This window comes from Stenotrophomonas sp. SI-NJAU-1 (genome assembly GCF_020883215.1).
Lineage (GTDB): Bacteria > Pseudomonadota > Gammaproteobacteria > Xanthomonadales > Xanthomonadaceae > Stenotrophomonas > Stenotrophomonas indicatrix.
This window is the reverse complement of sequence record NZ_CP086598.1, coordinates 1171968-1189043: the sequence shown is the minus strand read 5'-3', so window position 1 is coordinate 1189043 and position 17076 is coordinate 1171968. Positions and strand designations below refer to the sequence as shown.

The following is a 17076-nucleotide window of genomic DNA, read 5'->3' as shown; positions in this document are numbered from 1 at the left end:
GAGCGGTGCCTCGCGAAGGCGGACAGCACCGGAACGGGCGCCATTGTCGCGCCGCAACATAGAAAAGACGAGCTAAACTTACTAAACCAACATTAGCGGAGCTTAATCTCCATGCGCATCGACCATGCCCAGCTGCGGGCCCTGGCCGCGGTGATCCGCGAAGGCAGCTTCGACCGTGCCGCGCAGTCGCTCAGCGTCACCCCCTCGGCCATCTCGCAGCGGGTCAAGGCCATGGAAGACCGCATCGGCCGCCTGCTGGTCAAGCGCGGCACGCCTGCCACCGCCACCGCTGAAGGCCAGTTGCTGGTGCAGCTGGCCGAGCAGACCGCCCTGCTGGAGCACGACGCGCTGCACCGGATGGGCCTGGCCGACGAGGACCTGCCGCAGGCCAGCATCCCGGTGGCGGTGAACCACGACAGCTTGGAGACCTGGTTCCCGCAGGCCGCCCAGCAGTTCGCGCAGGGCACCGGCACCACCCTGGACCTGCGGGTGGAGGACCAGGACCACACCGTCGAACTGCTGCGCCAGGGCACCGTGCTGGGGGCCGTGACCACCCTGGACGAGCCGGTGCAGGGTTGCCAGATCCACGCACTGGGCAGCATCCGCTACGCCGCCACCTGTACGCCGGAGTTCCGCGAGCAGCACTTCGCCAAGGGCGTGACCGCACAGGCGCTGGCGCAGGCACCGGTGCTGGTGTTCAACCGCAAGGACGACATGCAGTCGCGCTTTGCCCGGCGCATGGCCGGCGCCGACCTGCCCAGCACCGCACCGACGTGGTGGATTCCCTCCACCCGCGCCTTCGTGCAGGCCAATCTGGGCGGGCTGGGCTGGACGATGAACCCGCTGCCGCTGGTCAAGCGCCATCTGGATGCCGGGCGCCTGGTCTACGTGCGGCAGCGCGCGTGGGAAGACGTGCCGCTGTACTGGCAGCACTGGAAGGGCGACGTGCAGACGATGGCCCTGCTGACCCGGGCGGTGCTGGACGCCGCCTCCGCGCTGGTGCAGCGCAGGCGCTGAAGAAGGGACGGAGGGAATCAAGTCGCTTGTGGCGTAAACGCCCTGATCCCCTCCGTCCCCTTTTCATGCAAGTATCGGTGCAACCGACGATGGGGCCGACCGATGGAAACCGAACCGGTATTCCTGCATATCCGCGTGGTGATGGGGATCATCCTCGGCCTGTCCATCACCACCCTGCTGAAGGGGCTGGCGCAGATCATCGAACACCCGCAGCGGCGTGGCTGTTCGGCGCTGCACCTTTGCTGGGTGGTCTGGACGCTGGTATCGCTGGTGACCTTCTGGTGGTGGGAATTCCGCCTGGTTGAAGTGCACCGCTGGACGTTTGAAACCTATCTGTTCGTGATCACCTACTGCGCGACCTGGTTCCTGCTGTGCGCGTTGTTGTTTCCCGAGGACCTGCGCGAGTACGGCAGTTACGGCAACTACCTGATGCAGCGTCGACGCTGGATCTTCGGAGTGATTGCGATATTGACGCTTCTGGATCTTGTGGATACCGCGATCAAGGGTGAAAGTCGATGGCGGCTGCTGGGTACGGCATACCCACTGCACACCGCCCTGATGCTCGTCGTCGCTGCGCTCGGCTGGCGCCTGCACCGCGCGCGTTCGCAGTTGCTGCTGGCCGCAGCAACGCTGGCCTACCAGCTGGTCTACTTCGCGGCGGAGTACTTCACCATCGGCAGTGAATGACGCCTCCCGTCTCCATTCAATCTCGATGCGGCTCAGCCACACGCGCGGCACTCCGTCCGACACCAGGTTTCCAGATGACGATCCACTACCGCAACGCGCTTCCCAATGACGCTGCCACCTGCATTGATCTCCGCGGGCGCACCCGCGAGAACGCTTTCAGTGCCGCGCAACTGGCCGAACTGGGCATCACCACCGGGAGTTGGGCCGCAGGCATCGCCGATGGCGACTCGATCGGCCGGATTGCCTGCGAGGGCGACCGCATGGCCGGCTACTGCTTTGCCGACCGCGACAGCGGCGAGGTGCTGGTGCTGGCCCTGCTGCCGGACTACGAAGGCCGCGGCATCGGCCGCCAGCTGCTGCAGGAGGTGGTCAGCCTGACCCGCGATGCTGGCCACCAGCGGCTGTTCCTGGCCTGCTCGGCAGACCCGCGTTCGCGCTCGCATGGCTTCTACCGTCGGCTGGGCTGGCGCCCGACCGGGCAGATCGATGACGCCGGGGATGAAATCCTCGAACTCCCCTGACGCCCGGCCACGGAGCTGGCCGGATGCCGTTCCGGCAGGCTCAGACGCGTGCCATACCTACGCTGCCCGGTTGTTCTGCGATCCTGGTCTGCCGCCGCATCGAACGTCGGCAGAAGCCGGCTCAGCGCGGCGCGCTGCCGGCCGGGTCGGTGATGCGCAGCTCGCTGCTGACGATGCGGGCCTGCCCACCGCGTACGCCCGGCGTCAGGTTGACGCTGAACACCGCCGACATGTCGATCGGGCGCAGGGCGAAATGGCTGATCTCCGTGGGCCGGATGCGCCAAGGGAACCGGAAGGACTGCCCAGGTCGCAGCGTCTGCAGTGACTTCAGCAACGCGCATCGGACGGATTGATGGCCAGCGACGTTTCCTTGCCGGAATGGCGGTCCACCCGCTTCACGCTGGGCCCGCGCCGGCGGTAGAACTCGGCCGGCACCCGCACGTCCTCGCTGCCGGCATTGCGCAGTTCCAGTTCCAAGGGCAAGCCCCATCATGAGGCGGGGCATGTGATCTCCTGGCGTTTACTTGCCGGACTGGCAACCCTCCGGCTGCTGCGCGATCCGAACCCGGCTCTTCACCAGTTCCATTTCTTCGCGCGGCTTCTGCGGCACCACGTTGAGGGAGAACTCGACGCCAACATCGATCGGGTGAAGTGCGAACGACTGCAGCAGCTCCGGCATGACTGATCGGGTCATCCGGATGGACTGACCCGGCGCGAGCGCTTCCAGTTCATTGACCAGAGATCGGTCCGGATGAGGCGTGCGCAGCCAGGTCGATTTGCCAGAGTGGTTGTCCATCACCTGGACGCGCGGCCCCATGCGATGCAGGTATCGGATCGGCAGCTGCACGCTTTGCCGGCCTTCATTGCGAAGTTCGAGTTCGACCACGATCTCCTCTCCGCTGTAACGGCAGGTCGGGTTGTCGATGCACGTGGCAGTGAGGACGACACCCGCAGGTGGCTCAGCGGCAGTTGCATAGCCGGAAACTGCCTTGAACGAAGCCAGAAAGAGAGCAAGTGCAAAACAGCGACGCACACGACCTCGTTTACGTGATCGGCTCAGCGCGGCGCGCTGCCGGCCGGGTCGGTGATGCGCAGCTCGCTGCTGACGATGCGGGCCTGCCCACCGCGTACGCCCGGCGTCAGGTTGACGCTGAACACCGCCGACACGTCGATCGGGCGCAGGGCGAAATGGCTGATTTCCGTTGGCAGGATGCGCCAAGGGAACCGGAAGGACTGCCCCGGCCGCAGCGTCTGCGGTGACTTGAGCAGGCGCGCGTCGGGCGGATTGATGGCCAGCGACCTTTCCTTGCCCGAGTGGCGGTCCACCAGCTTCACGCTGGGCCCGCGACGGCGGTAGAACTCAGCCGGCACCTGCACGTCCTCGCTGCCGGCATTGCGCAGTTCCAGTTCCACGCGGATGTCCTCACCGAGGAAGTGGCAGGGGGCATTGTCGATGCAACGCACGTGGAGTTCGATCATGGCGGGCGTTTCCTGGCTGGATGCGGTGAAAGGCATGGCGGCAATCATGAGGGCGAATGACATCATGAGACGGTGCATGTGATCTCCCGGGCGATCTCGCGGGTCAGCAGTTCCTGTACCTCGCGTCCGATGTTGTAACAGTGGCGCGGCCGGGTCACGCTGCAGTCCACGCTGGACATGATGGTCGCCAGCGGATCACTGTCCTCGCGGAATTCCGGCGCATGCACCTCTTCGGTGTCCAGCGTACCGCTGGGCAGGAAGAACTTCACGATGGCATCGCTTTCCACGGCGGCATCATCGTACTCGTCAGGCAGGCCCAGGCAGTGTCCGTACTCGTGCGCATAGGTCCACAGCGTAGTGTCCACCGACGCATAGAGGACGCTGTCGCTGACCATCTCACGCTCGTAGACATCGTGCAGCAACACCGAGTAGTCCTGCCCGCTGTCGACGAAATCGATGTCATAACGCACGCGGAAGGCCCGCGTGCCGCACTGGGGATCGGCTACTGTGATGGTGAACTGGTTGTTCCAGTGGCGATTGATTCCGTCGCGCAGGCGCTGCTTTGCCTCAGCCACCTGAGCGGCACTGACGCGTCCATGGGTGGTCACCCGGAAGCGGCTGGTCACCACGATGTCGCCCCCGCTCTTGAGCGGCACGTCGATGCGGAAGCTGGCGTGCAGATCGTACTCATACTGCGTGCCATCGGGCGCATAGGCCTCGAAATAGCGTCCGTCCGGCGACTGCGATACGTGGGTGGAATGATCTCGCACCCAGCACTGCGGCGCCTCGGTGCCCGGCGGCGCGAAGCCTGGCGTCTGCAGCTGCGGTTGCTTCAGCAGCGCCTTGGCCGCCGAGGCCGCTGCGGCCATCGCCGCGCCACCCGAACTGCCTCCACCGCCGGCCGCCACGTGCGCCCGCTGTTGCTTGCCCGCCATCAGCGCACAACCACAGCTGGCCTTGTCGCCGTCGCGGGCAACCGGCTGGCCGTCGATGACCAGGGTACTGTCACCGGACACGATGGAGCCCGGCCCGTGGCGGGCGCAGATGACCCGGTCGCCAACGCGCGCAACGGCACGGCCTTCGATGTCGGTATGCGGTGAGCCCGTAAGCACCGAACCGCCCGTCTGCAGGGCATCACCTACCACGATCAGCATCCGTGACATCGTCATTCGGCCCCTCCATGGCCGTGTGGTTTGCGCGCGAAGAGCCGCCAAGTCTAACCGGCCGGTCCGGCAAACAGGATGATGCATTGCACAAAAACAGGACCGGTTCCGGGTAGAATCGTCCTCCAGGATGACGCAAGGCGTTGTTTCTTCACGCCCTTTCCCTGCCCCACGCGCATCCTGAACTCTTCCCCTCCGCCAACGATCCCGCCCCCATGAAGAAATTTGGCAAGGCCCTGCTCGCCCTGCTCGTGCTGCTGTTGCTGGTGGCCGCGCTGTTCCTGTACTGGCCGCTGACCCAGCGCTCGGTGCCCGCCGCGAACAACGACAAGCCCGTCGATGTCGTGCTGGTCGGCGCCGGCATCATGAGCATCACCCTGGCCACCTACCTGCAGGAACTGCAGCCGGACTGGAACATCCAGGTCTACGAGCGCCTCGACGGCGTCGCCGGTGAAAGCTCGGACGGCTGGAACAACGCCGGCACCGGCCACTCGGCATTCGCCGAACTGAACTACACCCCGGAACTGCCCGATGGCAGCATCGAGACCAAGCGCGCGGTCGGCATCGCCGAATCGTTCGAAGTCTCGCGCCAGTTCTGGTCGCACCAGGTGAAGGAAGGGCGGCTGAGCCAGCCCAGCGACTTCATCAATCCGACCCCGCACATGAGCTTCGTCTGGGGCGATGACAACATCGCCTACCTGCACAAGCGCCAGCAGGCGCTGGTGAAGAACCCGCTGTTCTACGGCATGCAGTACTCCGAGGACCCGGCGCAGATCAAGCAGTGGGCACCGCTGCTGATGGAAGGCCGCGACCCGAAGCAGAAGGTTGCCGCAACGTGGATGCCGCTCGGCACCGACGTCAACTTCGGCGTCATCACCCGCCAGCTGACCACCGGCCTGCAGCGCAGCCCGAACTTCGGCCTGCACCTCAACCACGAGGTCAGCGCACTGCGGCAGAACGCGGACAAGAGCTGGAACGTGACGGTGAAGGACCTCAAGGCCGGCACCGAATCGACCACCCACGCCCGCTTCGTGTTCATCGGAGCCGGTGGCGCTGCGCTGAAGCTGCTGCAGATGTCGGGCATCCCGGAATCGAAGGACTACGCCGGCTTCCCGGTGGGCGGCCAGTTCCTTGCCTTCCAGGGCCAGGACGTGACCTCGCGCCATGGCGTGAAGGCCTATGGCATGGCCGAGACCGGTTCGCCGCCGATGTCGGTGCCGCACCTGGATGCGCGCAAGCTGGATGGAAAGCCGGTGGTCCTGTTCGGGCCGTTCGCGCTGTACAGCACCAAGTTCCTCAAGCACGGCTCGTGGTGGGACCTGTATTCGTCGGTCAACCACAACAACGTCGGCCCGATGCTGGAAGTGGGCAAGGACAACCTGGACCTGGTGCAGTACCTGATGGGCCAGGCGCGCCTGAACGATGCCGATCGCCAGGCCGAGCTGGTCAAGTACTTCCCCAATGCCAAGCCGGGCGACTGGAAGCTGGTCACCGCCGGCCAGCGCGTGCAGATCATCAAGCGTGATCCGCTGAAGGGCGCGGTGCTGCAGTTCGGTACCGAGATCGTGACCGACAAGGACCACACCCTCGCTGCGCTGCTGGGTGCCTCGCCGGGCGCTTCGACCTCGCCGCCGATCATGCTGGACCTGATGGCCAAGGCCTTCCCGGATCAGATGAAGGCCGGTTGGGAAGCCCGCCTGCGCGAGATCGTTCCCTCGTACGGCCGCAAGCTCAACGAGAGTGCCGCGCTGACCAACGAGATCCGCACGTTGACCAGCCAGACCCTGCACCTGCCCTACCTGGAGGTTCCGGTGGAAGCAGGTACGACGCCGGCACTGGCACCAACGACCGCGCCGGCCCCGGCCAAGGAAAAGCGCAACGCCAACGAAGAGCTGCAGGCGCTGTAAGCCTGCGCTTGGCGGATGCCTGCGGACGGCCACCTTCGGGTGGCCGTCTGCGTTTGCGGGCGGCGACGGGGCGGATCCCTCCCGCACGGGAGGGCTCTGACCCGTTCCGGGAGGCCCCTCGCAGGGTCAGAGCCCAGTGCCTGCGGCAATGGGATCCGACCCCGCCCTGACGCTTGCTGCGCGCCTGAAAGCCCCTGCGCAATGACGCGAATTGTAATGTTGTTAAGAATTATTTACATTTGCGCCCTGCGCAGTGACCGCGCCGCTCCCAGATGGACCTGACGTGCCCGAAGCCGCCGCCCCGGGTGCTGGACGACTGTTGCCGCCCCTTCCCCGCCTTCACGCTTCGAGCCCGCCATGACCCAGATTTTCCATTCCCGCCTGCCCCGCCGTGCGCTGCTGCCCGCTGCCCTGCTGTCCTGCCTCACCCTGGCTGCGCCGTCGGCATTGGCCGAGGTCGCTGCCGACGCCTCCGATGCCAAGACCCTGGACCGGGTGAGCGTGCGCGCTGAGCAGTCCGCGCCACCATCGAGCACCACCCGCCTGCCGATCACCCTGCAGGAAACGCCGCAGTCGTCCACGGTAATCGGTCTGCAGCGCCTGCAGGACGAATCGTTGTTCAGCCTCAACGACGTGATGCGCAATGTCACCGGCGTCAGCGTGTCCTTCTATGACACCCAGCGCCCGCTGTACTACGCGCGTGGTTTTGCCATCACCGATTTCCAGGTGGATGGCATTCCTACCTACAGCGGCTCGACCAACCAGGAATACGACACCGCCTTCTATGACCGGGTGGAAGTGATCCGCGGCGCCAACGGCCTGCTCAGCGGCGCCGGTGTGCCGTCGGCCACGGTGAACCTGCTGCGCAAGCGCCCGGGCAAGGAGTTCGACGCTTCGTTCTCGGTCAGCGCCGGCAGCTGGGACTACCGCCGCATGGAAGCGGACGTGACCGCGCCGCTGACCGCCGACGGCCGCTTCCGCAGCCGCGTGGTCGCCGCCTACACCGATCGCGATTTCTATTACGACCGCTACAAAGAGAACAAGATGGCCGGTATGGCCGTGCTGGAAGGCGATGTGACCGACAGCACCACGGTGACCGTCGGCTACCAGACCCAGGACAACAACCCGGTGGGCTCGACCTGGGGCACCGTGCCGTTCTTCGACAGCAAGGGCAACTTCGCCCATCTGCCGCGCTCGACCAACCTGGCACCGAAGTGGAGCTACTGGCAGCGCGAGACCAGCACGGTGTTCGCCAACCTGGAACAGCGCTTCGGTGACAACTGGCTGCTGAAGATCAACACCGCCCATACCCGTGGCAACGTGCAGAACATGCGCCTGTACGGCACCGGCAATCCCGATCCAGTGACCGGCGCGGGCATCTACCTGCGCACCGCCGCCGGCGATTCGGAAGACACCCGCCGCAACGTCGACGCCTACCTGACCGGCACCTTCAACCTGTGGGGCCAGCAGCACGACGTGACCGTGGGCGCGCAGTGGGCCGACCTGGAAGCCACCACCAACACCCTTGCGCTGAACTATCCGCGTGACTGGGCGACGTGTGGTCGTGAGCGTTGCTACTACATCCCCAACGTGCACACCTGGGATGGCGACATCTCCGAAGTGACCTACACCCTGACCGGTGCACGCCGCGTGGCCAGGACCACGCAGAGCGGCTTCTACCTGGCCACCCGCCTGCGCCTGGCCGATCCGCTGGCGCTGATCGCCGGCGCACGCCTGAGCCGCTGGCAGACCCAGACCCGCGCCTACAACGCGGCCGGCGCCTACACCGCCACCAGCGGCGCATACAAGGTGAGCGATGAAGTCACCCCGTACGTGGGCCTGGTGTACGACATCACCCCGAACGTGGCGGCCTATGCCAGCTACACCGAGATCTTCAACCCGCAGAACTACAAGGACCGCAACGAGAACCTGCTGGCGCCGGTGCAGGGCTCCAACCTGGAAGCGGGCCTGAAGACGCAGTGGTTCGACGGTCGCCTGACCGCCAACGCGGCGGTGTTCGAAGCCAAGCAGGACAACTACGCGGTGCGCGACATGGGCGTGCCGGAAGGTTCGCTGAGCGACGGCAGCTCGGCCTACATCGGCGTCAACGGCACCAAGGCGCGCGGCTGGGAAGTGGATGTCAACGGCGAGATCCTGCCGGGCTGGACGGTCAATGCCGGCTACACCCACGTCAAGGTGACCCGTGCGGCCACCGATCTGCTGTACGCCAATCCGGCCGAAAACCTGCTGCAGCTCAACACCCAGCTGCAGCTGCGCGGCGCGCTGGAGCGCCTGAGCATCGGCGGTGGCGTGCAATGGCAGAGCAAGGTGCAGGGCTACAACATCCCCTACCCGCTGGGCGGCACGGTGACGGTGAACCAGCCGGCGTATGCGCTGGTGCAGTTCAACGCCAACTACCGCATCAGCGACAACTGGACGGCGACGCTGAGCGTGCGCAACGCGCTGGACAAGACCTACTGGGCCAACCTGGACTACAACAACTACGGCGAACCGCGCTTCGTGGCGGCCAGCCTGCGCTGGAAGTTCTGAGCACCCCGGGAACGGTGGGTGCCGACTGTTGGGGGGTGGGTGCCGGCCGTTGGCCGGCACGCTTCTGACGCTCCGCCACGACCCCGGTCGTGGCCCACCTGAATGGGCCTGCCTTCGCGCGGGCCTTTTCTTTGCTGCACTGCAGGTTGCACGCTCCTCCGTAATTATGGCGTAATTATTCCAACGCCATTCGGAAGTCCGTCGATGAACCCGAGTTGGGACACGCTGGAGCGGGGCCGCCAGGCGCGGCTGGAACGCGCCGCGCCATGGGCCAGGGGCCACGAGGTGGAGGCCGACGATGTCGCCGAGCTGCTGCACGCGCTGCTGGAACCGGGCGACAAGGTCTGCCTGGAAGGCAACAACCAGAAGCAGGCCGACTTCCTTGCCCAGGCCTTGGCCGACCTCGATCCGTCACGGGTGCATGACCTGCACATGGTGCAGTCGGTGCTGTCGCTGCCCTCGCACCTGGATGTGTTCGAACGCGGCATCGCCTCCAGGCTGGACTTCTCCTTCTCCGGGCCGCAGTCGGTGCGGCTGGCCAACCTGGTGGCCGAAGGACGCATCCAGATCGGTGCCATCCACACCTACCTGGAACTGTTCGGCCGCTACTTCATCGACCTCACTCCGCGTGTGGCACTGGTCGCGGCGCAGGCTGCCGACCGCCACGGCAATCTCTACACCGGCCCCAACACCGAAGACACACCGGTGATCGTGGAGGCCACCGCATTCGGTGGCGGCATCGTCATCGCCCAGGTCAACGAGATCGTCGACACCCTCCCCCGCGTCGATATTCCTGCCGACTGGGTCAACTTCGTGGTGCAGGCGCCGCGCCCGAACCATATCGAACCGCTGTTCACCCGCGATCCGGCACAGATCTCCGAGATCCAGGTGCTGATGGCGATGATGGCGATCAAGGGCATCTACGCCGAGTACGGAGTGAACCGGCTCAACCACGGCATCGGTTTCGATACCGCAGCAATCGAACTGCTGCTGCCGACCTACGCCGAGTCGCTGGGGCTGAAGGGAAAGATCTGCCAGCACTGGGCACTCAATCCGCACCCGGCGCTGATTCCAGCCATCGAATCGGGTTTCGTCAAATCCGTGCACTCGTTCGGGTCGGAACTGGGCATGGAGAAGTACATCGCCGCGCGCGGGGATGTGTTCTTCACCGGCGCCGATGGTTCGATGCGCTCCAACCGCGCGTTTTCGCAGACCGCAGGGCTGTATGCCTGCGACATGTTCATCGGCTCCACCCTGCAGATCGACCTGCAGGGCAACAGCTCCACCGCAACGCGCGACCGCATCGCCGGCTTTGGTGGTGCGCCCAACATGGGTTCGGATGCACGCGGCCGCCGCCACGCCAGCGACGCCTGGATCAAGGCCGGCCAGCAGGCCGCGCGGCCCGGCGAGATGCCACGCGGGCGCAAACTGGTGGTGCAGATGGTGGAAACCTTCCGCGAGCACATGGCGCCGGCCTTCGTCGACCGCCTCGATGCCTGGGACCTGGCCGAGCGCGCGAGCATGCCGCTGCCGCCGGTGATGATCTACGGCGACGACGTCAGCCATGTGCTGACCGAGGAAGGCATCGCCAACCTGCTGCTGTGCCGCAGCCCGGAGGAACGCGAGCAGGCGATCCGCGGCGTGGCCGGCTATACCGCCGTGGGCAGGGGACGCGACCGCGCCATGGTGGAAAACCTGCGCGACCGCGGAGTGATCCGCCGCCCGGACGATCTCGGCATCAACGTGCGCGATGCCAGCCGCGATCTTCTTGCCGCGCGTTCAGTGAAAGACCTGGTGCGCTGGTCCGGCGGTCTGTACGACCCGCCCAAGCGCTTCCGCAACTGGTAAGGGCCACGCCATGGAAACCCTCGACTATCGATTCGCCGGCACGACGCCCGTGCGCTTCCCCACCGATGCGGTGCTGGTGGGCGTACTGGCCTCGGGCAACCTGGAAATCCTGCTGGAACCGGCCGACCTGGACGGTGCGATGACCGTGCGCATCATCACCGCTGCACGTGGCTTCGGCACGGTATGGCAGGCGGTGATCGCCGACTTCGCCCAGCGTCATCCCCTGCGCGATGTGCGCGTGTCGATCAACGATGCCGGCGCTACACCGGCGGTGGTCAGCCTGCGCCTGGACCAGGCCGTCGAGACCCTGCTTGCCGGAGGCCAGCCATGACGCTCGCACAGCGCACCAGCTATTACGAAGCCGATGCCCGCGCGCGCATCGCCGGGCTGCTTGATGCAGGATCGTTCCGCGAATTTCTCGGCCCAACCCAGCGCGCCATCAGCCCGCATCTGGCGCAGCTGGACCAGCCGGCCGCCTTCGACGATGGCATCGTCGTCGGCGAGGGACGCCTGCAAGGCAAACGCGTGCTGGTGGCCGCGCAGCAGGGTGAATTCATGGGCGGCGGCGTGGGTGAGGTGCATGGCGCCAAGTTGACCGGCCTGCTGCGCCGCGCGGCGGATACCCATCCCGATGGCGTGCTGCTGCTGCTCGATACCGGCGGTGTGCGCCTGCATGAAGCCAATGCGGGATTGATCGCCATTTCCGAAATCATGCGCGCCACGCTCGGCGCACGGGCCGCCGGGGTGCCAGTGGTGGCGCTGATCGGCAGCGGCAACGGCGCCTTCGGCGGCATGGGCATCGTCGCCCGCTGCTGCAGTACGGTGATCATGTCCGAGGAAGGACGGCTGTCGCTGTCCGGCCCCGAAGTGATCGAGACCGTGCGCGGCGTGGAGGAATTCGATTCGCGCGACCGCGCATTGGTGTGGCGGGTGACCGGTGGCAAGCACCGCTACCTGATCGACCAGGCGCAAGTGCTGGTGCCCGATGCGATCAGCGCGTTCGCCGAGGCCGCCTCTGGTGCGCTGCAGCCAGACACCGCCAGTGCCGACCCCGACGCGGCACTGGCCGCGCTGCAGGCACGCCACGCCGCATTGAAGGCGCGCGTACAGGCGTGGGGCGACTGCAACGATGGCCTGCAGATCTGGGCACGCCAGGGCATTGCCGACCCGGAACGTCTGGCGCTGCTGGAAACCGATGCCTTCCTTGCCGCCACTGCGCAGCGGAGCCTGCCATGAGCCTGCCATTGAATTCGCTGCTGGACGCACTGTTCCCGCGTGGCCATGCGATCGCGGTGAACGATTCGGTACTGACCGGCACAGCGACCACCGACGACGGTGAGGTGACGGTGATCGGCACCACCGACAGGATCGAAGTCGGTGTGGACCACGCGCTGGTGCTGGCCGACACCGTGCTGGCCAGCACCGCTGCACATCCGCAGCGTCCCATCGTGATGCTGGTCGATACCGCCGGGCAGCGGCTGGCGCGCCGCGATGAACTGCTGGGCATCAACGGCTACTTTGCCCACCTCGCACAGACCCTGGACCTGGCCCGCCGCCGTGGCGCTCGCCTGGTCACGCTGGTCTACGGCGAATCGGTCAGCGGCGGCTTCCTGTCGTTCGGGCTGATGGCCGACCTCATCCATGCCCTGCCCGATGCGCAGGTGCGGGTGATGGATCTGCGCGCGATGGCACGGGTGACCAAGCAGCCGTTGGAAAAACTGCAGGCGCTCAGCCTGACCTCGCCGGTGTTCGCGCCGGGCGTGGCGAACTACGTGGCGATGGGCGCAGTGCAATCGCTGTGGGATGGCGATCTGGCGCATCACCTGCTGGACGCACTGCGTGCAGCCGTCGACGGTGACCATCGCGCTGCACTGGGCGCCGAACGGGGTGGCCGTACGCTGGCTGCGCAGGTGACCACCGCAGTGAGCCAGGGCAATGCCTGAGCGGCCGGCCCGGCACACGCTGGTCTGGCTGTCGGCCGATGCCGATTGGCGGGCCGACCTGCCCGCGCACGAGCCGCGTCTTGCCGCTTGGTTCGCGCAGGGCTTCCCTGCAGTGGTGGCGCGTCGTGCCGCGGATGATGCCGATCCGCGCCTGCGATTGGGCGTTCCGTTGCCACCGGCCGAAGGCAAGCAGCGCCTGTCGTTGCGCGTACCGCTGTGCGACGTCGTGCACATGCGGGCTCCGCCGGCGTTGAGCGAGCTGCTGGCAGCAGGCGACGCAGGTGTTCCACAGCCGTGGCAGGAATCACTCCACGACCTGCAGGCACTGGCGCCGGCCCGTGTGTTCGGCGCCTTCGCCTGGCAATGGCTGACCGCCCTGCCCTATATACATGAGCGTTCGGACATCGACCTGCTGTGGCAGGTGACCGATGCCGCGCAGGCCGAGGCGCTGATCGCGCAGTTGCTGGCATGGCAGACCCGCCATCCGCATCGCCTTGATGGCGAGCTGTGCCTGCCAGATGGTGGCGCGGTGAACTGGCGCGAACTTGCCGGCCGCAGTCGCCAGGTGCTGGTGAAACGCCTTGATGGAGCCGCATTGGAAGCGCGTGATGCACTGTTCGCCACGCGCGAGGCGATCGCATGATCGCCGCCCCGAAGCCGTTGCCGGCACGCGACGCGGTGGTCGACAGCGCACGCCTGGGACGGCTGGCCATTGCCAGCCTGCACGCCGAGCTGGCGTGCGCCCCGAAGCCGGGCCTGGTCACCCCGTTCGACAGCGGCAGCCATGACGACATGGATGCCGGCACTTTCCTGCGCAGTCTTTTCGCCCTGCGCCACTACTTCACGGCGGTGGCCAGGGCCGGTGCCGCCGGCGCCCCCTTCACGGTGCTGCGCGATCACGGTATCTCCGCTGAAGCGGCCATGCTGGCCGCCACCGCCGGCATCAACACCCATCGCGGTGCGATCTTCAGCCTTGGCCTGCTGGTGGCCGCCGCTGCTGAGCGCAGGCGCGTGCATGGTCATGCCGTGTCGGGCGCGCAGGTGTGCCTGGCGGTGCAGCAGTGGAAAGACGCGCTCATCGCTGCGCCGCTGGACCCGCACAGCCCGGGACAGCGCGCACGTGCGCGGCATGGGGTCTGCGGCGTACGCGAACAGGCTGCCGCCGGCTACCCGGTGCTGCGTGAGCTGGCCCTGCCTGCCCTGCGCCATGCGCTGGACAGCGGCCTGCCGCGCGACGCCGCGTTGTGCCAGACGCTGATGCAGCTGGTGGCACAGGTGGACGATCTGAACCTGCTGCATCGCGGCGGTACCGAAGGCCTGCGCTGGGCGCAACAACAAGCGGCCACATTCCTTTCCGCCGGTGGCGCCTTCGCGCCGGACTGGCGCGTGCGCCTGCAGTCCATCGGCGATGCGTTCGTGAGGCGTCGGCTCAGCCCGGGTGGCAGTGCCGATCTGCTGGCCTGCGCCTGGTTCCTGCTGCAGCAGGAGGGCGCATGAGCCTGGCCCTGCTCTGCCCCGGACAGGGTGCGCAGCATCCGGCGATGTTCGACCATGTGCGCGGCATGGCCGCTGCACGCGCGGTACTGGATGCGGCGAGCGACGCGCTGGGGCGCGATGTGTTCGCGGCCGCGGCCGACGACGACCGCTTCGACAACGCACAGGCGCAGCCGCTGCTGTGCGCCGCCAGCATCGCGCACTGGCATGCCCTGCGCGGCGCCGTGCCGGACCCGATCGTGGTGGCCGGGTACAGCATCGGCGAACTGGCGGCACATGCCATCGCCGACAGTTTCGACGTGATCACCTGCCTGTCCCTGTCGGCGCAGCGTGCACGATTCATGGACGCCGTCAGTCCGGTCGATGCCGGAATGCAGGCGATGCTGGGGCTGGATCGACAGACGGTGCAGACATTGTGCGAAATCCACGGCACGCACGTGGCGATCGCCAACGGCACAGATCATTTCATCGTTGGCGGCACGCTGCCGGCACTGCGTGCGCTGGCCGCTGCCGCGCACGCACAAGGTGCCGAGGTGCGCGTGCTGCCGGTACATGTGCCGGCGCATACGCCACTGCTGTCGGCGGCGGTCACACCGTTTGCCGCCGCACTGCAGGCCACCACGTTGCAGGCGCCGCGCCTGCCGCTGCTGGCCGGCATCGACGCACGGCCGGTGCGAGACACCGCAGCGGTGGTGCACACGCTGTCCGCGCAGCTGGCACAGACCATCGAGTGGGCACAGGTGATGCGCCAGGCCTTCGAGCGCGGCGCACGGGTGTTCCTGCAGCTGGGCCCCGGCAACGCACTGGCACGCATGATCGCGCCGGCCTATCCGTGCTGCGAGGTACGCGCGATCGAGGAATTCCAGAGCCTGGACGGCGCGGCGGCGTGGGTCCGCAGCGCGCTGCAGCGGCTGCAGTAACGGGTTTGAGCAGTACGTAACGCGCAGTACGTAACAGGCCATACCCCGGGATGGCGGGCTTCCATCCGTGCAACACGCGAATCAGGTGTCTGGGAGGGCGCATGACTCCACAAATTGCAACGATCATCGGTCTGGTGATCATGTTCATCGTCGCCACCGCGATGCCGATCAACATGGGCGCCGTCGCCTTCGCACTGGCCTTCATCGTCGGCGGGCTCTGGGTCGACATGGGGGGCAAGGAGGTTCTCGCCGGCTTCCCGGGAGACCTGTTCCTGACCCTGGTCGGCATCACCTACCTGTTCGCCATCGCGCAGAAGAACGGCACCATCGACCTGCTGGTGCACTGGGCGGTGAAAGCGGTACGCGGCCATATCGTGGCCATCCCGTGGGTGATGTTCGTGATCACTGCCGTGCTGACCGCCTTCGGTGCGCTGGGCCCGGCCGCGGTTGCGATCATCGGCCCGGTCGCGCTGCGCTTTGCCAAGCAGTACAACATCAATCCGTTGATGATGGGCCTGCTGGTGATCCATGGCGCGCAGGCCGGTGGCTTCTCGCCGATCAGCGTGTACGGCAGCATCACCAATGGCGTGGTGCAGAAGGCAGGCCTGGAAGTCACCGAAATGGCGGTGTTCCTGACCAGCCTCGGCTTCAACTTCATGATGGCCACGATCTGCTTCTTCGCCTTCGGCGGCATCGCGCTGCTGCGTCGCGGTTCGATCACTGCGGCGGGCAAGGTAGGCACCGCGGAGCTGGCGATGGCCGGTGGCCCGCAGGCTTCATCGCGGCAGTTCGCCATCGAAGGCCACGGTGCGCTGGTCGCAGCCGGTGGTGGCACCCTGTCCAACGATCCAGTGGCACTGGATGCGGTGGGCCTGACCCGCGAGCGCTTGTTCACCCTGATCGGCCTGCTCGGCCTGGGTGTGGCCGCGCTGATCTACAACCTCAACGTCGGCCTGGTCTCGATCACCGTTGCGGTGGTGCTGGCCCTGCTGTCGCCGCAGAGCCAGAAGGGTGCGGTGGACGGCATCAGCTGGTCCACCGTGCTGCTGATCTGCGGCGTGGTCACCTACATCGGCGTGCTGGAACATGCCGGTGCCGTGGACTTCATCGGCCACGGCGTCTCCAGCATCGGCATCCCGCTGCTGGGCGCGTTGCTGGTCTGCTACGTGGGCGGCATCGTCTCCGCATTCGCCTCGTCGGCGGCGGTGCTGGGCGCCACCATTCCGCTGGCCGTGCCGTTCCTGATGCAGGGTCATCTCAGTGCAGCTGGCGTGATCTGCGCGCTGGCGGTGTCCTCCACCATCGTCGATGTCAGTCCGTTCTCGACCAACGGCGCACTGGTGGTGGCCTCGGCCGCGAAGGAAGAACGCGAAACGCTGTTCCGCCGCTTCCTGGTCTACAGCGGCCTGGTGGTGGTGTTTGGCCCGCTGCTGGCGTGGCTGGTGTTCGTGGTGCCGGGCTGGATGTGAATGCCTGCGGCAGTGCCGGTCGCTGGCCGGCAACCTCGTGCATCCGTCGAACGATCACGGGTTGCCGGCCAGCGGCCG

General features: G+C 66.7%; 18 protein-coding genes. 13 read left to right on the top strand and 5 right to left on the bottom strand.

Annotated elements, in window-relative coordinates; translation table 11 throughout:
• The first annotated feature begins 111 nt into the window (after positions 1-111).
• The 3 genes from LMF57_RS05515 to LMF57_RS05505 all read left to right on the top strand — a co-directional run bounded on the left by LMF57_RS05515 (position 112) and on the right by LMF57_RS05505 (position 2225).
• Entirely contained in the window at positions 112-1017 is a 906-nt protein-coding gene (locus LMF57_RS05515) for a LysR family transcriptional regulator ArgP (protein ID WP_229291048.1), read from the top strand.
• A gap of 102 nt (positions 1018-1119) precedes the next feature.
• On the top strand, positions 1120-1704 hold the full coding sequence (locus LMF57_RS05510) for a hypothetical protein (protein ID WP_117309786.1): 585 nt from the start codon (positions 1120-1122) through the stop codon (positions 1702-1704).
• Between the two features lie 74 nt (positions 1705-1778).
• Entirely contained in the window at positions 1779-2225 is a 447-nt protein-coding gene (locus LMF57_RS05505) for a GNAT family N-acetyltransferase (protein WP_117309785.1), read from the top strand.
• Between the two features lie 121 nt (positions 2226-2346).
• Here the strand turns inward: LMF57_RS05505 and LMF57_RS05500 are convergent, their stop codons facing one another.
• From LMF57_RS05500 to LMF57_RS05480, 5 genes are all read right to left on the bottom strand, one after another.
• Complete coding sequence (locus LMF57_RS05500; protein WP_229291047.1) at positions 2347-2559, bottom strand: hypothetical protein; 213 nt, start codon at positions 2557-2559, stop codon at positions 2347-2349.
• Positions 2553-2708: a hypothetical protein gene (locus tag LMF57_RS05495; RefSeq protein ID WP_162887617.1), complete on the bottom strand. Its 156-nt coding sequence runs from the start codon at positions 2706-2708 to the stop codon at positions 2553-2555. The genes LMF57_RS05500 and LMF57_RS05495 overlap by 7 nt, the downstream gene beginning before the upstream one ends.
• A gap of 37 nt (positions 2709-2745) precedes the next feature.
• Entirely contained in the window at positions 2746-3111 is a 366-nt protein-coding gene (locus LMF57_RS05490) for a hypothetical protein (RefSeq protein ID WP_117309783.1), read from the bottom strand.
• 170 nt (positions 3112-3281) lie between these two features.
• Entirely contained in the window at positions 3282-3704 is a 423-nt protein-coding gene (locus LMF57_RS05485) for a hypothetical protein (protein ID WP_162887616.1), read from the bottom strand.
• A 62-nt stretch (positions 3705-3766) separates the two neighbouring features.
• Positions 3767-4873, bottom strand: coding sequence for a PAAR domain-containing protein (locus LMF57_RS05480; RefSeq protein ID WP_229291046.1), 1107 nt, complete (start codon positions 4871-4873; stop codon positions 3767-3769).
• A gap of 209 nt (positions 4874-5082) precedes the next feature.
• Between LMF57_RS05480 and mqo the strand changes: the two genes are divergently transcribed.
• The 10 genes from mqo to LMF57_RS05430 all read left to right on the top strand — a co-directional run bounded on the left by mqo (position 5083) and on the right by LMF57_RS05430 (position 16998).
• Positions 5083-6774 carry a malate dehydrogenase (quinone) gene (mqo, locus tag LMF57_RS05475; protein WP_229291045.1) on the top strand — a complete coding sequence of 564 codons (1692 nt, stop codon included), beginning with the start codon at positions 5083-5085 and terminating at the stop codon, positions 6772-6774.
• Between the two features lie 357 nt (positions 6775-7131).
• Entirely contained in the window at positions 7132-9324 is a 2193-nt protein-coding gene (locus tag LMF57_RS05470; RefSeq protein ID WP_229291044.1) for a TonB-dependent siderophore receptor, read from the top strand.
• A gap of 204 nt (positions 9325-9528) precedes the next feature.
• Positions 9529-11172: a malonate decarboxylase subunit alpha gene (gene mdcA, locus LMF57_RS05465; protein WP_229291043.1), complete on the top strand. Its 1644-nt coding sequence runs from the start codon at positions 9529-9531 to the stop codon at positions 11170-11172.
• Positions 11173-11182: 10 nt separating this feature from the next.
• Positions 11183-11503: a malonate decarboxylase acyl carrier protein gene (gene mdcC, locus LMF57_RS05460; protein ID WP_032975933.1), complete on the top strand. Its 321-nt coding sequence runs from the start codon at positions 11183-11185 to the stop codon at positions 11501-11503.
• Complete coding sequence (locus tag LMF57_RS05455) at positions 11500-12408, top strand: biotin-independent malonate decarboxylase subunit beta (RefSeq protein WP_229291042.1); 909 nt, start codon at positions 11500-11502, stop codon at positions 12406-12408. The genes mdcC and LMF57_RS05455 overlap by 4 nt, the downstream gene beginning before the upstream one ends.
• Positions 12409-12410: 2 nt before the next feature.
• On the top strand, positions 12411-13115 hold the full coding sequence (mdcE, locus tag LMF57_RS05450; protein ID WP_117311856.1) for a biotin-independent malonate decarboxylase subunit gamma: 705 nt from the start codon (positions 12411-12413) through the stop codon (positions 13113-13115).
• Positions 13108-13758 (top strand): malonate decarboxylase holo-[acyl-carrier-protein] synthase, encoded by a 651-nt coding sequence (gene mdcG / locus LMF57_RS05445; RefSeq protein WP_208081947.1) that lies wholly within the window; start codon positions 13108-13110, stop codon positions 13756-13758. The genes mdcE and mdcG overlap by 8 nt, the downstream gene beginning before the upstream one ends.
• Positions 13755-14612 carry a triphosphoribosyl-dephospho-CoA synthase MdcB gene (gene mdcB / locus LMF57_RS05440; RefSeq protein WP_208081948.1) on the top strand — a complete coding sequence of 286 codons (858 nt, stop codon included), beginning with the start codon at positions 13755-13757 and terminating at the stop codon, positions 14610-14612. Before mdcG ends, mdcB begins: the two co-directional genes overlap by 4 nt.
• The gene (gene mdcH / locus LMF57_RS05435) at positions 14609-15529 is read left to right on the top strand and encodes a malonate decarboxylase subunit epsilon (RefSeq protein ID WP_208081949.1); all 921 of its coding nucleotides are present in this window, start codon (positions 14609-14611) and stop codon (positions 15527-15529) included. Before mdcB ends, mdcH begins: the two co-directional genes overlap by 4 nt.
• A 101-nt stretch (positions 15530-15630) precedes the next feature.
• Positions 15631-16998 carry an SLC13 family permease gene (locus LMF57_RS05430; RefSeq protein WP_117309774.1) on the top strand — a complete coding sequence of 456 codons (1368 nt, stop codon included), beginning with the start codon at positions 15631-15633 and terminating at the stop codon, positions 16996-16998.
• Positions 16999-17076: the final 78 nt, after the last annotated feature.

Excerpts from the sequence above, each read along its gene's own strand:
- LMF57_RS05455 (WP_229291042.1), top strand. The coding sequence starts at position 11,500 with ATGACGCTCGCACAGCGCACCAGCTATTACGAAGCCGATGCCCGCGCG.
- LMF57_RS05430 (WP_117309774.1), top strand. The coding sequence starts at position 15,631 with ATGACTCCACAAATTGCAACGATCATCGGTCTGGTGATCATGTTCATC.
- LMF57_RS05510 (WP_117309786.1), top strand. The coding sequence starts at position 1,120 with ATGGAAACCGAACCGGTATTCCTGCATATCCGCGTGGTGATGGGGATC.
- LMF57_RS05505 (WP_117309785.1), top strand. The coding sequence starts at position 1,779 with ATGACGATCCACTACCGCAACGCGCTTCCCAATGACGCTGCCACCTGC.
- LMF57_RS05485 (WP_162887616.1), bottom strand. The coding sequence starts at position 3,704 with ATGATCGAACTCCACGTGCGTTGCATCGACAATGCCCCCTGCCACTTC.
- LMF57_RS05470 (WP_229291044.1), top strand. The coding sequence starts at position 7,132 with ATGACCCAGATTTTCCATTCCCGCCTGCCCCGCCGTGCGCTGCTGCCC.
- mdcA (WP_229291043.1), top strand. The coding sequence starts at position 9,529 with ATGAACCCGAGTTGGGACACGCTGGAGCGGGGCCGCCAGGCGCGGCTG.
- LMF57_RS05480 (WP_229291046.1), bottom strand. The coding sequence starts at position 4,873 with ATGACGATGTCACGGATGCTGATCGTGGTAGGTGATGCCCTGCAGACG.
- mqo (WP_229291045.1), top strand. The coding sequence starts at position 5,083 with ATGAAGAAATTTGGCAAGGCCCTGCTCGCCCTGCTCGTGCTGCTGTTG.
- LMF57_RS05515 (WP_229291048.1), top strand. The coding sequence starts at position 112 with ATGCGCATCGACCATGCCCAGCTGCGGGCCCTGGCCGCGGTGATCCGC.
- mdcG (WP_208081947.1), top strand. The coding sequence starts at position 13,108 with ATGCCTGAGCGGCCGGCCCGGCACACGCTGGTCTGGCTGTCGGCCGAT.
- mdcC (WP_032975933.1), top strand. The coding sequence starts at position 11,183 with ATGGAAACCCTCGACTATCGATTCGCCGGCACGACGCCCGTGCGCTTC.
- mdcH (WP_208081949.1), top strand. The coding sequence starts at position 14,609 with ATGAGCCTGGCCCTGCTCTGCCCCGGACAGGGTGCGCAGCATCCGGCG.
- mdcB (WP_208081948.1), top strand. The coding sequence starts at position 13,755 with ATGATCGCCGCCCCGAAGCCGTTGCCGGCACGCGACGCGGTGGTCGAC.